This window comes from Streptomyces sp. NPDC002446 (genome assembly GCF_053595675.1).
Window position 1 is genome coordinate 16,497 of sequence record NZ_JBSFYC010000016.1, and the last position, 18,726, is coordinate 35,222.

Annotated in this window: 14 protein-coding genes; 4 read left to right on the plus strand and 10 right to left on the minus strand. The window is 72.0% G+C overall.

What is annotated here, in order from left to right:
* Positions 1-60 precede the first annotated feature (60 nt).
* From cpt to ACWD6P_RS12195, 4 genes are read right to left on the minus strand one after another with little or no spacing between them, the layout of a single operon-like run.
* Positions 61-594 (minus strand): chloramphenicol phosphotransferase CPT, encoded by a 534-nt coding sequence (cpt, locus tag ACWD6P_RS12180; protein WP_451443962.1) that lies wholly within the window; start codon positions 592-594, stop codon positions 61-63.
* A complete protein-coding gene (locus ACWD6P_RS12185; protein WP_451443963.1) occupies positions 591-1,904 on the minus strand; it encodes an MFS transporter in 1,314 nt (437 codons plus the stop codon). The genes cpt and ACWD6P_RS12185 overlap by 4 nt, the downstream gene beginning before the upstream one ends.
* The gene (locus ACWD6P_RS12190; protein ID WP_451443964.1) at positions 1,901-3,919 is read right to left on the minus strand and encodes a PEP/pyruvate-binding domain-containing protein; all 2,019 of its coding nucleotides are present in this window, start codon (positions 3,917-3,919) and stop codon (positions 1,901-1,903) included. The genes ACWD6P_RS12185 and ACWD6P_RS12190 overlap by 4 nt, the downstream gene beginning before the upstream one ends.
* Positions 3,916-5,292 carry an ATP-grasp domain-containing protein gene (locus ACWD6P_RS12195; protein WP_451443965.1) on the minus strand — a complete coding sequence of 459 codons (1,377 nt, stop codon included), beginning with the start codon at positions 5,290-5,292 and terminating at the stop codon, positions 3,916-3,918. The genes ACWD6P_RS12190 and ACWD6P_RS12195 overlap by 4 nt, the downstream gene beginning before the upstream one ends.
* A 362-nt stretch (positions 5,293-5,654) precedes the next feature.
* Here ACWD6P_RS12195 and ACWD6P_RS12200 point away from each other — a divergent pair, with 362 nt between their 5' ends.
* Both ACWD6P_RS12200 and ACWD6P_RS12205 read left to right on the plus strand, forming a co-directional pair.
* Positions 5,655-6,935: a helix-turn-helix transcriptional regulator gene (locus ACWD6P_RS12200; RefSeq protein WP_451443966.1), complete on the plus strand. Its 1,281-nt coding sequence runs from the start codon at positions 5,655-5,657 to the stop codon at positions 6,933-6,935.
* A gap of 517 nt (positions 6,936-7,452) precedes the next feature.
* Complete coding sequence (locus tag ACWD6P_RS12205) at positions 7,453-8,040, plus strand: LuxR C-terminal-related transcriptional regulator (RefSeq protein WP_451443967.1); 588 nt, start codon at positions 7,453-7,455, stop codon at positions 8,038-8,040.
* Between the two features lie 73 nt (positions 8,041-8,113).
* Here the strand turns inward: ACWD6P_RS12205 and ACWD6P_RS12210 are convergent, their stop codons facing one another.
* The 4 genes from ACWD6P_RS12210 to lanKC form a co-directional block, all read right to left on the minus strand.
* Positions 8,114-10,018 carry an ATP-binding cassette domain-containing protein gene (locus tag ACWD6P_RS12210; protein WP_451443968.1) on the minus strand — a complete coding sequence of 635 codons (1,905 nt, stop codon included), beginning with the start codon at positions 10,016-10,018 and terminating at the stop codon, positions 8,114-8,116.
* Entirely contained in the window at positions 10,015-11,787 is a 1,773-nt protein-coding gene (locus ACWD6P_RS12215) for an ABC transporter ATP-binding protein (RefSeq protein ID WP_451443969.1), read from the minus strand. Before ACWD6P_RS12215 ends, ACWD6P_RS12210 begins: the two co-directional genes overlap by 4 nt.
* Before the next feature lie 126 nt (positions 11,788-11,913).
* On the minus strand, positions 11,914-12,042 hold the full coding sequence (locus tag ACWD6P_RS12220) for a SapB/AmfS family lanthipeptide (protein ID WP_238570329.1): 129 nt from the start codon (positions 12,040-12,042) through the stop codon (positions 11,914-11,916).
* Positions 12,043-12,103: 61 nt separating this feature from the next.
* Positions 12,104-14,710: a class III lanthionine synthetase LanKC gene (gene lanKC, locus ACWD6P_RS12225; protein WP_451443970.1), complete on the minus strand. Its 2,607-nt coding sequence runs from the start codon at positions 14,708-14,710 to the stop codon at positions 12,104-12,106.
* A 308-nt stretch (positions 14,711-15,018) separates the two neighbouring features.
* Here lanKC and ACWD6P_RS12230 point away from each other — a divergent pair, with 308 nt between their 5' ends.
* Together ACWD6P_RS12230 and ACWD6P_RS12235 are read left to right on the plus strand one after the other, a co-directional pair.
* Positions 15,019-16,560: a hypothetical protein gene (locus tag ACWD6P_RS12230; RefSeq protein WP_451443971.1), complete on the plus strand. Its 1,542-nt coding sequence runs from the start codon at positions 15,019-15,021 to the stop codon at positions 16,558-16,560.
* A 73-nt stretch (positions 16,561-16,633) separates the two neighbouring features.
* Positions 16,634-17,239 carry a hypothetical protein gene (locus tag ACWD6P_RS12235; protein ID WP_451443972.1) on the plus strand — a complete coding sequence of 202 codons (606 nt, stop codon included), beginning with the start codon at positions 16,634-16,636 and terminating at the stop codon, positions 17,237-17,239.
* A 110-nt stretch (positions 17,240-17,349) separates the two neighbouring features.
* On the opposite strand, the gene ACWD6P_RS12240 is transcribed toward ACWD6P_RS12235, so the two are convergent.
* Entirely contained in the window at positions 17,350-17,736 is a 387-nt protein-coding gene (locus tag ACWD6P_RS12240) for a hypothetical protein (protein WP_451443973.1), read from the minus strand.
* A 312-nt stretch (positions 17,737-18,048) separates the two neighbouring features.
* The gene (locus ACWD6P_RS12245) at positions 18,049-18,612 is read right to left on the minus strand and encodes a TetR/AcrR family transcriptional regulator (RefSeq protein ID WP_451443974.1); all 564 of its coding nucleotides are present in this window, start codon (positions 18,610-18,612) and stop codon (positions 18,049-18,051) included.
* Between the last annotated feature and the right edge of the window lie 114 nt (positions 18,613-18,726).

The window sequence follows — 18,726 nt, forward strand, 5'->3', positions numbered from 1 at the left end:
CCAATCCACTCCTCCGCGTGAAATGGCCGGCCGTGTTTCGGCCAGGAGATGCTCGGTGGCTCAGCCGGCATGGGCGGCGATGGTGTGTGCGCACGCCAGGGACTCGGTGTGGGTCGTGTCCACCTCCAGGTCGTAGACCACCCCGTCATGAACCCGCTGTGCCTGTGCCGCGGCCATGCCCTGGGCGCGATCTCCTCGTGCGAGCTCACGGCCCGCGGCGACCGTGCTGTCACATCTGACGCCGACCCACAGCACGGCCAGTCCGCCGAGGGCCTTCTGCCAGCGCTGCTGGGACGCCGCCCCGCCGAGGAAGACCTCGTCGATGATGACCCTGGCGCCCGCACGGGCCATCGCCGCGACGCCCTCCCGCCAGGCCGCCTCCAGCGCCCGGAAGTCCGCCCCGACGCTCACCCCGCCATCGGGCGCGATCACGATCCCCTCGTCCGACGCCTGCAGCTTCGCGGGCAGGGAGTCGACGAACGAGTCGCAGCCGAACGTCAGCCATGGATCCGGCAGTACGGACTGCAGACACCGGACGATTCCGGACTTCCCCGAGCTGGAACCACCGTTGAGAATGATCACCTGAGTCGTCATCGCGCCACGGTAGGCCGTCTCTCCCGCGGCGCGAAACGGATTTCTGGAGCCGGACCGCGGGCGCGGGACCGGGCAGCGCGTCGTGCGGCCAGGTGCCAGACGGCCATCAGGACGGCGGTCAGCAGGGCGCTGTGCCACAGCAGTGCGTCCAGCCGGCCCGCCGCGAGGTAGGCGCCCGCGGCCACGGCCGCCAGGGCGCAGACGCCGCGGTCGACGATGCTCTCGACGGAGAGCAGGGTGGCGCGCGGTGCGCCGGGCGGAATGGCGTCGTTCACCAGCTTGCGCTGGAGCGGGTAGGTGAGGCCGCAGACGGCGGCGAACAGGCAGAGCAGAGCGACGGCGGTCCACGGGCCGCCGAGGGCGGAGCCCGCCAGTGTCCCGGCCATCGCGAGGCTGAGCAGGGTCACCCATGCCGCCGGCCGCAGCCGTGCGGTCAGCCACTGCGGGCGGGCCGAGGCCACCGCCTCGGCGACGGTCATGGCGGCCAGTACCGCGCCGTGTGAGCCCTCACCGATGCCGTGGTCCAGCAGCACCGGCTGGAAGAGGTTGACCTGGCAGATGCGGGAGAGGGTGAAGACCGCCACTCCCTGCACCATGACCAGGGCGAGCCAGGGGGTGGCGCGCAGGGTGCGCAGGGCGGCCGTGGCGTTGTGCAGGGCCGGGGGGCGGCGGCGCGGGGCGGCGACCGGCGGGGACGGGGCCCGGCCCGGCAGGACCAGGGCGCACAGCAGGGAGCCGGCGGCGCTGGCTGCGCTCAGTGCGTACGGTGCGCCGTGCGCGAGCTCCATGAGCGGACCGACCAGCGGCCAGCACAGCACCTTCGCCCCCAGGCCCCATGCCCGCGCCTGTCCCTCGGCCTTCAGGTAGTGCTCGCCCGCGCCCTCGGCGCGCAGGCTGTCGTAGAGGTAGGCGCTGGCGGCGCCGGAGGTCAGGGAGCGACCGGCGGCGATCGCCAGGAAGTGCGCCAGGAAGCCGGTGTACGTGGGGGCGAAGAGGGGGGCCAGGTTCGCCGCGGTCATCACCACGGCGCCGGCGCGCAGGCAGTTGCGGGCACCGAGGCGGTCGGCCACCAGTCCGGTCGGAATCTCGAACAGGCAGAAGGCGATGTAGTAGATGCTCTGGATGCCGAAGATCTGCCCGTCGGAGAGGCCCGCCTGCCGCTGGTAGGCGTAGAAGACCGGCATCCACCACAGGAGGTTGAACAGCAGCTGGAAGGCGTTGTTCAGGCGGATGATGCGGTGGGCCCGCGGGGTCAGGAGGGCGGTCCGCGGTGCGGCGGCGCTGCCCGGGTGGGTGCTGCGGCGGCTCATCGCGCGTAGGGGCGGATCTGGACCAGGTGGAAGGCGCCCTGATCGGTCATCAGCCACTCGATGTCGAGCGGACGGTCCACGTCCGGTGCGCTGAAGTGCGACTGGAGCAGCCGGCCGGCCAGGGCCAGGTGCGCCAGACGCTCCCGTGTGGCGGCGGGCAGGTCCGTGCCGGACGAACCGAGGGCGACGGTACGGCCGCCGCCCTCGACCGTGTTGTAGAGGTACTGCAGGGGCAGCGCCGTGCCGTCGACGACGGCCTCGGGCGATCCGGGCGAGCAGTTGAGGCAGACGTTGCGGAAGTCCGAGCGCTTGGTCGGGTTGCAGGTCACCAGCACCCCGCCGAGGGCGGCCGGGGTGTACGGCTGGACGATCACGCCCATGTAGGTGTCGTCGAGGGAGATGCCCGCCTGGTGGCGGAGCCGTACGCTGCGCGGCGACAGCAGGGAGGCCCATACCTCGCGTACGGCGTCGAGGAGCTGGTCCGCGCCGTGGACGGAGGTGACGGAGGTGTAGACGCCCGCCGCGGAGAAGCCGGGCAGGTCCTCGGCGTTGGCGGACGAGCGGACCACGAGGCGGCGGCCGGCGGCCGGTCCGGTGGGCAGTGCCCGGACTATTTCGCGGGCCACCTCGTCGGGGAGTTCGGTCGTCCGGACGAGCTGCTGAAGATGCAGGCAGAGCGGTTCCACGGCCTCGGGGGTGCCGCGGTCGAGGGCCGCCTTGAGCCGGACGATGCCCTTGCGCAGTGCCGGGGAGGAGCGCACGAAACGGTGCTGCAGGCCGAACGGCAGGGCGGTGCCGTCCGGCGCGCCGACGGTGTCGGCCACGAAGTCGGCGGCCGCGGCCCGTAGTTCGCCGGGGGCCGCCGGGTGCGTGGTGCCGAGGCGGGCGGCCAGGTGCCGGTAGAGGTCGGGGCGGGGCGGTCGCGGCTTTCCGTGGAAGGCGGTGAGGTCGGCGGTGCGGGAGTTCAGGACGTGGTGGAGTTCGCCGAGGTGTGCGGCCTTGGTGCCGTAGCGGTTCTGATCCGTGAGGCGCAGCCGGCGCAACGGCCGCGCCGCGATGTCGTCCAGCAGCGGCGTCCGCAGGCGGATGCGCTGCCGGTGCGGGGCCGGTGCGGCCGGTACCGCCGCCGGGCTGAGCGGGACGAGGCTGATGTCGTCCTCGGTGACGCGGTAGCGCACCCAGCCGCCGTCCAGGCTCTCGTCCTTGATGAGCCGGTCCAGGTCGCGGACGACGGCGTTGGGGATGCCCCAGCCGGAGGCGAGGACGTTGGTGTGCGAGAGCGGGGTGGTCGCCGCGGTGTTGATGAAGCCCGCGACGCGCGGCACGTCGTCCGGCAGGCACGGCATGGCCACGATGTCGGATCCGCCGAGTGTGCCGGCCGCGGCCGCGTACTCCTCGGTGGTCCGGAAGTGGCGCAGCCGGCCGGCGGCTTCGCCCGGGTTGAGCGGTGTGCGGGTGCGGTGGCCGAAGAGCTGGTGGCTGAGGATCCGCGGCACCCGGACGTCGCTGATGGGGGCGAGGGCCTGCTCCTGACCGTGGTTCGCCGGTTTGAGCAGCAGCGGCAGCCGGCCGTCGAGCCGGTGCCGGACGAACGTGTAGAACTCCTGCAGCAACGGGCCGTCCATGGTGTCGGCCTCGGTCGTCTCCAGTACGAGGAATGGCCGGCGGCGGCCCTCGGTGTTCTCGTCGGTGTGCAGGGAGAGCACTCCCAGCAGGAAGCGGCGGTCGGGGGCCATGTAGACGGAGGCGTTGAAGGCGTCGAGGCAGGAGTCCAGCTCAGCCGGTTGCATGCCGAGGATCCGGGTGGCGATGTAGTCGACGTGGAAGGGGTGGACGGCGGTGTCGAGCAGGTGCCAGGTGCCCTCGACGCGGTCCACCACGACCTTGAGGTACGGGTGGCCGGCCAGGGTTCCGCACAGGCTCCGGAACAGCGGCAGGGCGAGGTGCGGGCCGACGGCCGTGCGGTCGGCGACGGGGCGCGGGGCGGCGGCCGGCGGGAGGGTGGTGGTGTTCATGAGCGGGCCTCCGTGGCGCCGGTGGCGCGGGGCAGGATCTGCGGCAGGGCGTGCACCAGGGTCTGGAGGTCGCGGAGTACGGCTTCTGGGTCGGTGGCGGAGAGCAGGCACAGCGCCGCCATCGTGTTGGCGCCCGCGGTCGGGTCGTACACCGGCACCAGGGCGCCGTCCGGGAGCGAGTTGTCGGCCACTACGGACAGCCGGCCGGCGGTGCCGGGCGGCAGGGCGTCCCGTACCGCGGGGAAATCCCAGACGCGGCGGTCCGGCCAGGCGTCACCGGCGGCGTCGACGGCGAGGACGACGAGCGAGCCGGCCGCGCCGCGGGCCTCCTGGGCGGTGAGGGCCTGGGCGGGCCAGGCGACCGGCCGCCCCAGCAGGTGGTCGACGAGCATGCCGATGAGGTCCAGGCCGTAGACCTCCTCGATCTGCGGAACGGTCATCGCGCCACCGAAGCGTGCGGCGGTCTCGATCACCCACATCCGGCCGTCCGCACCGAGCTTGATCTCCGTGTGGGTACCGCAGTTCTCCAGGCCGAGCGCGTCGACGGCCTCGCGGGCGAGGGCCACGATGCGCCGCTGGGTGTCGTCCGGCAGCGGCGCGGGGGTGATGCCGGCGCGCTCGGTGAACGGCGCCACGGTCGGCATCCGGCCACTGAGACACACCGGGCGGAACTCCCCGTCGGCGACGACGCCCTCGACGCTGACGTAGTCGCCCCAGCCGCTCTGCTCGAACCAGCCGTCCGCGGTGCCCTGGACGATCTCCTCGACGAGGAAGTCCCCACCGGCACCGGCCACGTGGAGTTCGGCGTAGCCCAGCTCCGCGGACGCGGCCATCACGGCATGTGCCCGTTCCCAGGCCGCCGGTGTCTCGTCGGCGGAGCGGATGATCTGGTGTGCGGTGGAGCCCGCGCTCCAGGCGGACTTCAGCAGGAGGGGGAGGCGGAGCGTGCCGGCCGCGTCGCGGAGCTCCTGCTCGTCGGCCACCGGGCGGAACCGCGGCTGGGAGATGCCGCGCTGCATCCAGGTGCGGCGCATCAGCCGCTTGTCGCGGGCGAGCGCGCTGCGGTCGCCGGCCCCGGCGAGGCCGAGCTTCGCGCAGGCCTCGGCGACCGCGACGACCGCGTACTCGGAGAAGGTGACGATCGCGTCCGCGCCGACGGTCTCGGCCCGGGAGACGATCAAGGACACCAGATCGTCCCGCTCGGCGCCGTCGGGGCACGCTACGGAGGCGCACAGCCGCTCGGCGGCCGGGGCGGCGGTGGGCGGAAGCGTGCTGAGCGCCAGCAGGTGCACTGCCGACCGCGCGGCGACCCGTGACAGGGCATACCCCAGGGGCGGACCGCCCTTGGCATACACGAACAGCACCGTGCTCACTGGAATTCGACTCCTCTACAGGCGGAGTGGGGGCCGTACCTACCGGTGGACCGGGGCGGCCGACGACGCCGGATCCGCTGTCCGTTCGCCGTACCTCTAGCGAAGCAGCCGGGGGCCGTCCGCTGGGCCGCTGAGGGCCGTACGCACTCAGGCAAACGCCAGAGTTGTGGACTTCGCGGCCAGCTGGTGAAGATTCCGTGATGCTGTATGGCGGTGGAGGAGGCGCTTCCGGCGGCCGGGCGCAGCCGTCCAGATCGGCCGAGAAGCGCGTATGCGCCCGGGGAGCGCCGGATACGCATGGCGGTGGCGCGGCATGCGCGCCGTCGTGGGACGCCTGGACTCTTCACCAAAGAGAGGCCGTTGTGGACGAGACCGGTCTGAAGTCGCTGCTCGAACACCTCTCGGTGTCCTGGTGGGAGGCCGACCGCGAGCTGCGGGTGACCGACAGCGGGGGTGGTGCCTTCGGCGACACGGGGGCCGCGCAGCGCTTCCTGGACACCGTGCGCCGGCAGCTGTCCGGCCCGACCGCCGCCGGACTCGGCCACTGGCGGGCGCAGTTCGACGGCCGGCTCTTCGATGTGCACTGGCCCGTCGGGGCTCCGCGGCAGGGTCGCTGCCGGGGACTCGCCGTGGAGGTGGGCACCGGCTCCGCCGCCGACCGTCGTTACGACGCGTTCGCCGACCTCGCCCCCGCTCCGGCCTTCATCCGGGACGCCGGCGGTCGCCACCTGTGGGCGAACCACGCCTACGCCCACCTGTACGGCACCACACCGGAGCACATCATCGGCAAACACGTCGAGGAGGTCGACTCCCCCGTCGACGCGGCCCGGGTCCTCGCCCTCGACCACGACGTCCTCACCCGCGGGAAACCGGTCCGGCACACGCTCACCTACCACCGCCCGGACGGCAGCGGCGGACAGGCGGCCGGCCACCGCTTCCCCGTACAGGAGGGCACCGAGACCTGTGTGGCCGGCATCTACATCGACATCAGCGACTACACCCGTGCGCTCCGCCAGCGCCGGGAGGCCGAGGAGAGCCTGTGCGCGCTGCGCGATCACAGCGGGCTGCCGTGCGCGCTGCTCTCCGCCGGCGGCCGGATCCAGCAGGCGAACGCGGCGGCCGCCGAACTGCTGCAGATCCGGCTGTCCGACCTGGTCGGCCGGCGGGCCGACAGCGTACTGGCGCCCGCCTCGCGCTCAGCCGGTCTGTGGCGCGGCTGGCGTGATCTGATAGTCCGCCGCAGCCGACGGATCCAGACCTCCGCCCTGCTCGTCGACGCGCACGGCCGGCAGCGCAGGGCCCGGCTGCATCTGACGACGGTGGGGCGCAGCGCGGCCCGCGCCACCAGCGTCTGGGCGGTCGTCACCCACCAGGGCCTCGCCCATGAGCCGCACCCCGACCTGACGGCCAGTCAGGAACGTATTCTGTCGCTGCTTGCGGCCGGCCGCAGCAATGCGGAGATCGCCACCTCGCTGCGCCTCTCCCGGCAGACCGTCGACTACCACCTCAGCCGCCTGCGGGACCTCCTGGACGCTCCCAACAGGTGCGCTCTGGTCGCTCGCGCCTATGTCCTGGGCATCCTCGCTCCCCAGACCTGGCCCCCGCGCGCGGCGGCGGCCGGACCGTCGCCGAAGTCCGGCTGACGGATCCGGCCCGCCCACCCGCAAAGATCATCTGCCCCCTGCACCACACCCGTAACAGGTGTGGGAGGCAACCCGCTAAGCGGTCAACGCGAAGATGGCGGGAATGCTCCGCCGTCCGCCGTATGCGCTTTCCGGAAGCAGACCCCTTGGTGTGTGAAGTCCCTACGACAGCACCGCTCTTCGGGCGCACCCGGAACGACCGTGGCAACTTCGTGCACGCACGGGCCGACCGGCCTACTGGCGGGTGTCTTCCCTCCTGCGCATTGTGGAGTCCGGCCAGCTCGACAAGGAATGCACGAGGCGGCATCCGGGCGTAATGACATGGATTCCAGTCAGATCCGTCGAAAGTCCGTCTGGCGGGAATGTCAGCCGTGACAATTCTGCAGGGCACCGTTCGGGGCTGAAACCGAGTGCTGCGGCAGAGGCTCATGGGGGTAACCGTCGCCACAGCGCCTGTTGTTGCACGGGCAACGTCCGGTAACGGGGCAGACATGCACAGCAAAACGAAGGGGCGAACGTGATCCGGGTCTTGGTGGTGCACGAAACGCGGCTGCTGCGCTCGGCGCTCACCGCGTTGTTGCGCGACGAGGAGGGCATCGACGCGGTCGCCGCCTGCTGGCAGACCGCACCCGGGCGGGCCCGTTCCTTCCGGCCGCAGGTGTGCGTCGTGGACGTGGACTGCTCGGGTTCGGTGTCCTCGGCGGGTCATCCGGGCGGCGCGGGATGCGCACTGCTCGTTCTGGCCAGTGCCTGCCGGCCGGGCACCCTGCGCCGGGCCATCGCCGCACGCGCGCGGGGTTTCGTGGACAAGGACGCCCCACCGGCCCGGCTGCTGCACGCCATACAGCTCGTGGCGGCCGGAAAGCGCTATGTGGACCATTCGCTCACCCCGGATTTCCTCGAGGCCGCTGACATGCCGCTGACGCCGCGCGAGTTGAGCGTGCTGTCACTCGCCGCGGGCGGCGCTTCGGTCTCCGAGATCGCCCGTGACCTGCATCTGAGCAGTGGGACGGTACGCAATTACATGGCGGCGATCAATCGCAAGACCGGTGCCCGAAACAGGGTGGACGCCATACGGATATCGCAGGGGGCGGGCTGGGTCTGAGGCGGTCCGCGGGGGTTCCTGGCGAGGCCGTCGGTGTCCGCGGAGCCACGTCATGGAAATGCGCGCCACCCCGTCATCCGCCCGGAGGACGCGACGGTGCGGAGAGTCCCGCACCGCGCTCCGGCGTTCCCGGCTGCCAGCTTCCGGCCAGGTCGCGATAGAGCGCCGAGCGACCGAGCAGTTCGTCATGGGTGCCGCAGGCGGCTCGGGTGCCGTCGAGCACCAGGATGCGGTCGGCCCGGCGGGCCGAGGTGATCCGGTGCGCCACGACGATCAGTGTTCCTGGGCGCTCCGCGAAGGCGCGTTCGGCGCGCATTTCGGCCGCCGGGTCGAGGTGGCAGGTCGCCTCGTCGAGGAGGACGAGCGGGGCGGGTGACAGATGGGCCCGGGCCAGTGCGATCAGCTGGCGCTCGCCCTGGGACAGGGTGCCCGGGTCGAACCGTGCGTCGAATCCGCCCAGCCGGCGCACCAGTGGGCCCAGGCCGACGGCGTCCGACGACGCCTGCACTGCGGGCGTCGATGCGCCGTCGGGGCACAGATAGCGCAGGTTCTCGCGCAGGGTTCCGGAGAAGACGTACGCCTGTTGCGGGATGAGGACGCGCGGCAGGGACGGGTCGGGGCCGGACCGTGCGCGGACCGGGCGGCCGGCCACGCGGATCTCACCGCGGACGGGTTCGAGCAGGCCGGCGACGAGAGCGGTCAGGGTCGACTTTCCGATGCCGCTCGGCCCCACCACGACGAGGTGCTCGCCCGGTTCGACGGTCAGGTCGAGATCGTGCAGCACGGGCTGCGCGGCGGGCCCGTAGGCGAAGGTCACCGACCGCAGTTCGACGCGGGGGCCGCCGGGCGGGGCGGGGGCGCGGGAGGGGGCAGCGGCGGTAGCCGGGGATCCGGCCGGGGCCGCGGGATCCGGTGCGGTGGTGCAGTGCGGCGCCGCCGCGGTGGGGCCCGGCTCCGGGATGGTGGCGGTCTCCGGGGCGGTGGCGGTGTCCGGGGTGGTGGCGGTCTCCGGGTCCTGGGCGGGGCCGGTGGTGAGCCGGTCGAGGACCACGAGCAGCCGGGTGCCGGCCGAGCCGAGGGCGTTCATCAGGGTGTGCAGTGCGGGCAGCAGGGACTGGGTGAGGTAGGCCAGCGCGCCCAGTACGGCGCCGGGGGTGAGGCCGTTCCGCAACAGCCAGGGCGCGGTGACCAGCAGCAACAGGACCGGCAGTTGGCCGGCCAGGCCGAGCGCGAGAGCGCGGACGGCGGCCCAGCCCGCCAGCCGGCGGGCCGAACGGGCCTCGTCCTCGATCACGTCATGGACCCGCGCCGCGGTCTGCTGCTGCGCACCGCAGGCCACCACGTCGCGCAGCCCCGCGGCGACGGCTCCGCACTGCGTCGACAGAGCCTCGTCGGCCTGCAGAAAGGCGCGCTGGCGGGCGGCCATCGGCCGGAGGGTGGCCAGGAAGAGCAGCAGTCCGGCGACGAGCGGAGGCACCACGATCAGCAGCAACAGGGGGGCCAGGCTCAGCAGTCCGAGCACCGCGCCGGCCGCGGTGAAGACGAAGGAGCGGGCGACCAGGACCAGTCCGGCGAAGCTGTCCCGGGCGATCTCGGTCTGGTTGGTCAGCCGGGAGACCACCGCGCTGTCCGCCGCGCGGGCCGGATGCGCCAGCGCGTGCGTCAGCGATCGCGACACCACCTGGCGCACCAGGCTGTCGCGCAGCGGCTCGACGAGGTCGGCCAGACCGCGGAAGACGCCTCGGCCGGCCAGGCCGCCGGCGACGACGGCCAGTGCGGAGACCGCCAGCCAGGCCAGTCCGACGCCGGTATCGCCGGCCAGAAAGCCCTGGTCCAGGGCCTTTGCCAGGCCGTAGCCGCCGAGGAAGGTGTGTGCTGACTCCAGCAGTGACCAGCCGGCCAGCAGCAGCAGTACGCGGGTCCGGCGGCGGAGGAAGCGCAGGGCCCGGGGCAGCAGTCGTGCCGTCGGCGTCGTCATGCGGCGGTCCGGGGATCCGCGTCGTCGGTGTGGGCGAAGACCGCTCGGTAGTCGGCGTCCGCCCAGAGGCGGTCGTGCGGGGCGACGGCACGCACCCGGCCGTTCTCCATCCAGGCGACGAGATCGGCGCGGGCGGCGGAGGAGACGCGATGGGCGATCAGCAGCCGGCTGCCGGTCCTTACGTCCTGCACCAGAGCCCGGCTGACATGCAGTTCGGTGACGCTGTCCAGGCTGGAGGTGGCGTCGTCCAGGATGAGCAGGCGGCCGGCGTGGGCGAAGGCCCTTGCCAGTCCGAGGCGTTGGACCTCCCCGCCGGACAGTGGGGCCCCGGCGAGCGGTGCGCGGTAGCCGTCCGGGAGCAGACGGACGAACGGGTCCGCGCCGGCCGCGCGGGCGGCGGCCTCGATCGTGCGGGCCGGGGGCTCGTAGGGGCCGAAGCCGATGGCGTCCCCTACGGTGGCGCCGAACAGGGCGGGGCGTTCGAAGGCGTAGCCGATCTCGCGGCGCAGCTGGGCCGGATCGGCCTCGTCGAGCGGGACGCCGTCCAGCAGCACCTGTCCGCTGTCGGGGTCGGTGAGCCGCCCGGCGACGGCGGCGAGCAGCGATTTGCCCGAGCCCGAGTGCCCGACGACAGCCATGGTCGTGCCGCCCGGTATGACCAGGTCGATGCCGCGCAGCGCGGCGGCACCGCCGCGCAGGACGGTGACCGCGCGCAGTTCGAGCCGGCCGCGGCCGTCGGCGGGCAGCGGCCGGGAGCCGTGGGCCGCCGCGGGCAGGGCGAGCAGTTCGCCGACGCGGTGTGCCGCGGCACGGCTGCGCACCAGGGCGTTGAGCTGTCCGACCACTCCGCCCAGCCCGGCGGTGAGGGCGGCGTACCGGGAGGCGGCCAGCAGCTCGCCGACGGACAGGGCGCCGTACGCCAAACGGAGTCCCCCGACGGCGAGGACGGTGGTGGTCAGCAGCGGGACCAGGATGCTGCTGCCGACCACGGCGCGTCCGTAGATCTGCCACATGTGCCGTCCCTGTGCGCCCAGTTCGGGAAGCGGTGCGAGGACCCGGGCCCGCTCGCGCTCCGCGGTGCCGGCCGCGGCGATGGTCCGGGCGCCGCCGAGTGCCTCGACGAGCCGGGCCGCGATGTCCGCCTGGACGTGTTGATAGCGCCGGACGCTATCGGAGGATCCGCGGGCGAAGACGCGCAGCAGCCAGGTCAGCAGCGGGAGCCCGGCGAGGAACACGGCGGCCAGCCAGATGTCGGTGAGCGCCAGGGCGATCAGGGCGCCGAGCGGGGTGACGAGGGCGGCGAGGCCGGTGGCCGCGGCGGTCGGTGCGGTGCCGGCCTCGGCGGCGTTTCCGGTCAGGCGGGTCGCCAGGTCACCGGGGGTGAAGCGGTCGGCGACCCGGTGCGGTGCGAGGGACATCAGCTGGTCGATGCCGCGCCTGCGCAGCCAGGCGGTGCTGCGGGCGGTGGTGACGCCGCCGGTGAACGCCACCAGCGCGTCGAGCAGCACCTCCGCGAGCAGCAGCACGGCACACAGGACCAGGGCGCCGTGAAGGCCCGGACCTGCGCCGAGCACCAGGTCGAGAGCGTGACCGAGTACGGCGGGCAGGGCGACGGCGGCTCCCGCGGACGCCACGCTGAAGAGACAGACGGCGCCGGCGCGTACGGGACTGTGCCGGAAGGCTCCGGTCAGGACCGTGCGGACGGCGTCCGGCCCGCGCCGGTCGGCCGACGGGGACGGGGGCGAGGGGGGCCCGGGGGTGCGGGGCATACGGGTGGGGACCTCGCCTCCAAGCGACGGGTACGGGGGCAGCGGCAGGCCCCGGACGGTGTTGGCCACCCGGGGCTCGCCGTGACCTTCGCGCTACGGAGCCGAAGGCCCCGTAGCGACGGAGAGTCAGTTACAGGTCGTGACGCTCAGGCTGCTGTCACCGCAGAGCAGCAGGCTGGCGCGGCTGCCGGTGTGGAGCTCCTCCGTGGCCTCGGCCTTGGGGGTCTCCATCGTCTGCAGGTCGAGAAGGGTCATTGTGGTTCCTTTCCTCTATGGGGACGGGGTGTTTCTCGATCGGCCCCGGACGGGGCCGGCTTCAGGGCCGACGAGGCGGCGGGAGGAAGGGCAGGTGCACGGGTGTGTCGTGCAGCGCGCTGCCCAGTGCGAGCAGGCATCCGGCAGTGCCGGTGCTCAGGTCCATGGAGAGCCGCATCATCTGCTCCCCGGCGAAGGCGAGGTGCCCTTGGTAGGGGACGGCGCCCCAGGCCAGGGAGTCGATCTGGCGGCGGAGGTCGGCGGCGTGGGTGCCGGGGCCGCCGGCCGTGGTGCGGCTGAGGTGGAGCACCATGCCCGCCGCGCCGCGGAACAGGCCTGGCTGGGCATAGAACTTGGCCTGGGCGGCCTGCACGATCTCGGTCCGCGCCCGTTCGAACGCGTCGTCCGGGCGGTGGGCGAGGAAGTCGTCGAGCACCATGCCGATGCCGACGCTGCCGGCGCCGAGGTAGGGCATGGTCCGCCAGCCCTCGTCGACCTGGAGTGCGCCGCCGGCACCGCGGACGCATCGGGCCAGGTCGCGGCGGAGGGCCTCGGCGGCCAGATCGAGCAGCGCGGGGTCGTCGAGGCGCTCGTACAGGCGCAGGAAGAGCAGTGCCGCTCCGCTGTCTCCGTGCAGCAGCCCGGCACGGTGCCGCGCACCGCCTTCGGCCGTCGGCGCGGCGGCGCGGAGCTTGTCGGCCACGAGTTGGGCGCACTGCAGGGCGCGCTCTTCCAGGGAGCGTTCGCCGGTGGTGTGGGCCAGGGAGTCGAGCGCCAGGCCGAGGCCGGACAGTCCGCTGTGCAGGTCCGGTGCGATGTGCTGCCAGCTCTGGGCTTCGATGGTGTCGATGAGGTCCAGGGCGCGTTCCCGGTGTCCGAGCCGGTCCAGGACCCAGGCGACGCCGGAGAGGCCGTCGTAGAAGCCGAGCGAACTGCCGGGCGCGGGCGTCTTCGTTTTCCGCAGCAGCCACTCCTCGGCTTCGGGGCAGCGCTGCGCACCGGTTTCGGCCAGGGCGTACAGCACGCCGGCCGCTCCGTAGGCGAAGCAGGTGCCGCCGCCCGCGGTGGCGAACTGGGCGATGTCGCCCGGGAAGAAGCGGTCCTCCCGGTCGGGAGTGGCCGAGGCGAGCACGGCGCGGGCCATGGAGTCGCGGCTGTGCGGCCAGTCGCCGAGGGCCACAGGGAGGTAGTCCGCTCCCCCGCGCCGGCCGGTGTGGCCGGAGTCGCTCGCCGGCTGGTGGCCCCGCAGGATTTCGGCCACCGCCTCGTCGAGGTAGTCGCGGGGCACCGGGAACTGCGCGGCGGCGATCTCCGCCAGGTGCGCCGCCTTGCCGCGGTCCACCGCGAAGAGGCTGGTGAGCGGGAGGAACAGCGCCAGGCGCAGACAGGCCAGGGCGTAGCGGTCGACGTCGAATCCCCTGCGGTCCGCGGGAGCGACGAAGCCCGGGTTGGCGATCACCTGGCGGCTGCCTTCGTCGTCGACGGCAGCGGCCTCGAAGTCCAGCAGGACCACGGAGGACTCGTCCTCGGACATCATGATGTTGAACAGATGCAGATCGTTGAAGACGACGCCACGGGAGTGGATCGCCTTGACGGCATCGGCCACCAGACCGTGCACGCGCATGGCCCACTGGGTGTACTCCGCGAGCCGTTCGGGGCTCGGATCGGCCTCTATCAGCGGGTGACGATGCGCGAAGAAGCTGTTCAGCGGCCGGCCCTCGATGAATTCCAGCACCAGGAAGGTGTGGTCGCCCAGGGTGAACCAGTCGTGCACCTCGGGGGCGCAGCCGAGCCCCGAAAGCCTCTGCAACGCGTCCCGCTCGCGCTCCAGCCGGGTCACGGCGTCCGCTTCGTCGGCGGCCAGTCCCGCGTACGGACGTGCCTCCTTGAGCACCACCCGTTGGTCCGTCCGCAGGTCCCGCCCGAGGTAGACCCCGCCACCGTTGGAGAAGTGCAGCGCCTGCTCGATCTTGTACGGCAGGTCGCCGACGGTGGTGGCGGCGCGGGCGGCCAGATGCGGCTGGAGGAATTCCGGGAGGGTGACCCACTCCGGGACGCGGAACGCGGGTTCTCTGAGGTCGGGAACCAACCGCCCGTGGTTGTCCTCGATGGCCGGGCGGAGTTCGCCCGTGTCGTCATAGCAGTGCCGCTCGGTGAAGCTGCCGTAGCGCACGTACACCGGACCGGCGCCCCACCGCAGGTCGCTGAGGATGTACGGCCCCGGTTCGCCGGCGAGCAGCTCGTCCAGCTCCTCGGCGATGCGGCGGCACTGCTCCTCGTCGGCGGGGTAGACGGTGAGGAACTTTCCGCTGGCACCGCGGTCGGCGTACTTGGCGTTGCGGGTGTGCAGCAGATACCGGCTCGGCATGCACTTGAAGGCCACCGAGCGCGGAACGCAGTAGTCCCAGACCTTCTCCAGCACTCTTTCGGCGTTGTCCAGACAGGCGGAGATATGGATCTTCCAGCCCTGGCTGGGGAGTTCACGGTCCAGGGGCCGGAACGCCAGCCAGTCGCCCGAGCGGTGGCGCTGCCAGCCTTCCGGCAGTTCCCGGCTCAGCGTCGCGTAGGGCGCGCCACGCCCCTTGCCCTTGCTGCTTTCCGACAGCCGGTGGGGAGCGTCGTAGAACTGCCGGTCGACGTCGCAGAAGACGGCGTAACCCTTGTTCATCGCACTCCCTCGGATCTGGTGACAGGTATGACGCTGTCATGGCGCAGGGGCGGGAAACAGTCATGTCTGTCATGAAGAACCCATGAGGAATGCATGTTTGCTGCGAATTTGCTGGAGAACGGTCCGCAGTTACGCGGCGAGCGCCCCGCCAACCACAACCCCGCGCACTCCGGCACACCAAGGGCGCTCGACGGGAGACCCACGAGGTTCATCCCGAAACCGCCCCTTCTCCCCTTCTCGGGTGCAAACCCAGCCGGTTCGGTACCTGCAGAACCGGCGTTGTCAGTGCCCGCCCCTACAGTTTCCGCATGGTCACCACGGTCACTGACACGCAGCCGGAGAACTCCCCCTCCCCGCAGCGACTGCTGCAGAAGTGGCTCGGCGATCTGCCGTATCAGCTGCTGCTGTTGGAGAGGGTTCTGCTCGGCGACGACTTCCCCTTCGACTACTCCCCCGACTCGCTGGACGCGCTGGAGGCGCGCGTCCTGGAGCACTGCGACGCTGGCCAAGACCCGCTGAAGCGGGCGGAGTTCACCGAGAGCGCGGCGGCCTATCTCGGCGAGGTCCTGCTCGGTGTCGCGGGCGGCGGTTGGGGCTGGAACACCCGCCCCGCCGGGGACCGCCCGGGACAGCCGGTCGTCTGGCCGGACCCGGAACTCGAACTCTCGCCCATCGCCCCGGGGTTGCTGGTCGCGTACGCCCTCCGGGTCCGTACCGGGACCGCGTTCGCCGAGGAGGTCGGGCGACTGCAGCAGGCCGTGACGGAGCGGCAGCAGGAGGTTCCGGGATGGGAGCCGGTCAAGGAGCACACGCCGCATGTGGACCCCGGCTCGCCGCTGCCGGAGGATCCGGCCCTGACGGCCTGGCTGGACGAGCGGAGGGAAGCGTTCCCCGCCTGGGTCGGGGACGCGTTCGGCGGAGCGTGGCGGCGGAACTTCCACTCCGACACGCTGGACTGGCTGGAAGCCGCCGTGCGTCAGCGGTTCGCCACGGTGGAGGAGTTCGACGCCTCACGGGACGAGCCGTTCGTGCAGGGCGCCTGCTGGTACATGGGCGAGGTGATCCGGCGGAACAAGGGGGCGGTGTGGCAGTACATACCGTTCCATCCGGACGCCGAGCCCGGGGCCCCGGGATCACGGGAGAGCCTGTGGACCGAGGTGCCGTTCGTGGACCAGCCGGACAAGCGGGTCGGAGGCGCGGCGATCCCTCTGGAGTGCCTGCGCGAGCTGCTCCTCGACGAGGAGGCGGCGGACGGAGAGCCTACGGAGCGCGCGGAGAGTCTCCGGGACACGCTGTTCTGGTTCAGGGCCTCCTCCTACGCGCATGTGGGGGCGCTCCTGGCGCGCATGGGCATGGTGTCCCGGGAGAAGGTCGAGAGCGTCCTCGCGGAGTACGCCGAGTTTGCGCACCATGAGCTGCCACCCCATGAAGTACCCGACACGCTCGAAGCGTTCGGTGTGGCGGTCTCCGCCCACGGCGACGACGTCGACGATCTGGAGGAGAGCTATACGAGCTTCCTCCAGGAGGCCGCCGCACTCACCGACGGCGCGGTCACCATCACCGACGTCAGGCTGCGGGAGGACGACGAGCACGGCGAGCTCCTGGAATTCGCCCGCAACGGCGCCCTGGTGACCCAGCAGACCGAGCACCAGTCGGATCGGTACCTCGACCACCTGGCAATCACGGAGCTGATCGACCACATCGATCCCGACCCCGGCGACGACACCCGCCGCTTCCACCTGGTCCAGTTCGTACACCGCGGCGAATTCACCTGCGAGAGCCACTTCGTCTTCGCCACACCCGAACAGGCCGCCGTGCTGGAGAAGGAGCTTGGCCTGGAACTGCACTGAGCGGTGTCCGTCCCGGAGGCGGGGCTGTGCCGAGCCGTGCCGTACTGACCCGTCGAAGAAGGAGGAGTGAGGAGTGCACACGAGCAAGGGGCAGTTCCGTTACGCGAGCTCGTATGAGCCGCTGGAAGGGCGGGCGGCGGACTCCGGGGCGCGAGACGCGGCGGACCAAGCGGCCGCCGGGTTTCTCCGGAGCGTCTCGGACCTGGTGTTCAAGGGGGGCCCGCTGGGGATCGAGCTGACGCACCTGGATGTCGCCGACCGGACGTTCACCTTCCGTGAGGTGCCCGAGGCCGATCCTCGCATCCCGGTCACCGAAGCCGGTGCGGTACCGGCGGACGATGCCGAGCGCGACGGGTTGCTGTGGACGCCACAGCCGTCTTCTCCCGCGTGGGCCCATCTGGCGTGGCTGGTGCGGGAGCTGCCGTTCCTCCATGCGTTCCGGGAGTACGGCCCGGAGGGAGGTCCGGAGCTGCGCGGGGTGGACGCACCCTCACGGGAGTGGGCGGATGTGCTGGTGGAGCATCGAGGGGAGCGATGGCGCGTACGAGTCGCCTTGGAGGGCCGCACGGAGCCGATCGAGTTTCCGGGGATGGTGATAGGTGAACTGTTCGGCGAGGGCGGTCACCGACAGCTGGTGGTGGAGGAGGGGGCGCCGGATCTCGTGGATCCGGGCATCTAGGGCTGATCTGCCCCCTCCCCGCCGCCGCCCCCGCGCATCGCCGCCAGACCGCCCCCATCGTGGGGCCGCAACCGGCAAGTCCCGCAGGGCCGGGCCGAGTTGCCTCGCGTTCAGTCGGTGATCGTGACGCAGGGGAGGCCGACGCTTGCCCCGCCGCGGAAGCCCTCCGCACAGAGCCGTGTGCCCGGCGCGAAGTGGCGCTGGGGGTATGCCTGGTCGCGGTAGGTCCTGAACGTGGCGACGTCCTCGACCTTGGTGTTGGCGCTCCAGCCGTCAGTGGTCCACACCCGGGCGCTGATCGTGTTCGGCTGGTTGGTGTTGACGACGGACACCTCCACCCTGCCCAGGTAGGTGCCGGTGTCGTAGGTCTCGATGCAGACCGAGCGATTGCACCACTTGCCCGCCGCAGCCGCAGGCGGGCCCGCGACGAGCACCAGACCGAGGGCCGCGGCTGCGGCTCCGACGCTCGTCATGGCCTTGTTCATGTTCAGGTTCATACGGGAAGCCTTCAGGTTCATCCGGGAAGTCCCCTACGTGATCGTGCTCTGCCGGAGTCAACTCCCGGCGCTGATACCGGGATGCCCCCTGCCTACCAAGAGCCGGTTCATCGAGCGGGGAAAGCATCGACACCTCACCCGAAAAGATGTTGATGCCCCTTCAAACACGGCGTGGAGGAGCTCGCACCGCTGCGCAAGCGCACCGGCCCGGATGGCCGCGCGGATCCCGTCCCGAGCACCACCCACCGCCCAGCACCCGCCGCCCAGCCCCCGTGCCGTTCGTCCCGGCCGTACCCGACCCCGGGCCGGGTGCTACCGGCCGCGGGTGCGGTTGAGGATCAGATCGGCGGCGCGGGCGAGAACCTCGGCTCGGGTGCGGCCCTCGTGGCCGGCGACGACCGAGTGGTGTCCGATCGCCATGCAGAAGGCGAGCAGGCTGCGGGCCTCGACCTCGTCGGGATCGGAGCAGAAGGTGCCGATCATCTCGCGCAGCAGGGCCATCCGCCGGTTGTCCACCCGTCGCAGGCGCTCGGCCACCGCCTCGTCACGCCGGGCCCAGTCTCGGACCGCGAGGTCGATGGGGAGCAGCCGGTCGCTGGAGAAGGTGAGGACGCCCGCACGCTGGATCTTGGTCTTCGGGTCGCCGCCCTCGCGCTCGACCCGGTCGATCACCTCGTCGGTGCTCTCCCGCTCCCAGGTGTCCAGCATCGCCTCCAGCAGCGCGTCGCGGTCGGCGAAGTACCCGTAGAACCCGCCCTTGGTGACGCCGAGCCGCTTCGCCAGTGCCTCGACCCTGACGGCGTCCGAGCCACCATCGGCCAGCACGCGCAGCCCTTCCTCCACCCATCTGTCACGCGGTGTGCGAGCAGCGCCCACGATGTGTCCCACCTCACTGATGCACCGGATATACGCAACCGGATATTCGATCTACTCTCGTCCTATACGTAAGCGTATAACGATGGCGGGGATGAGCAGGCGGCGTCCCGAGCG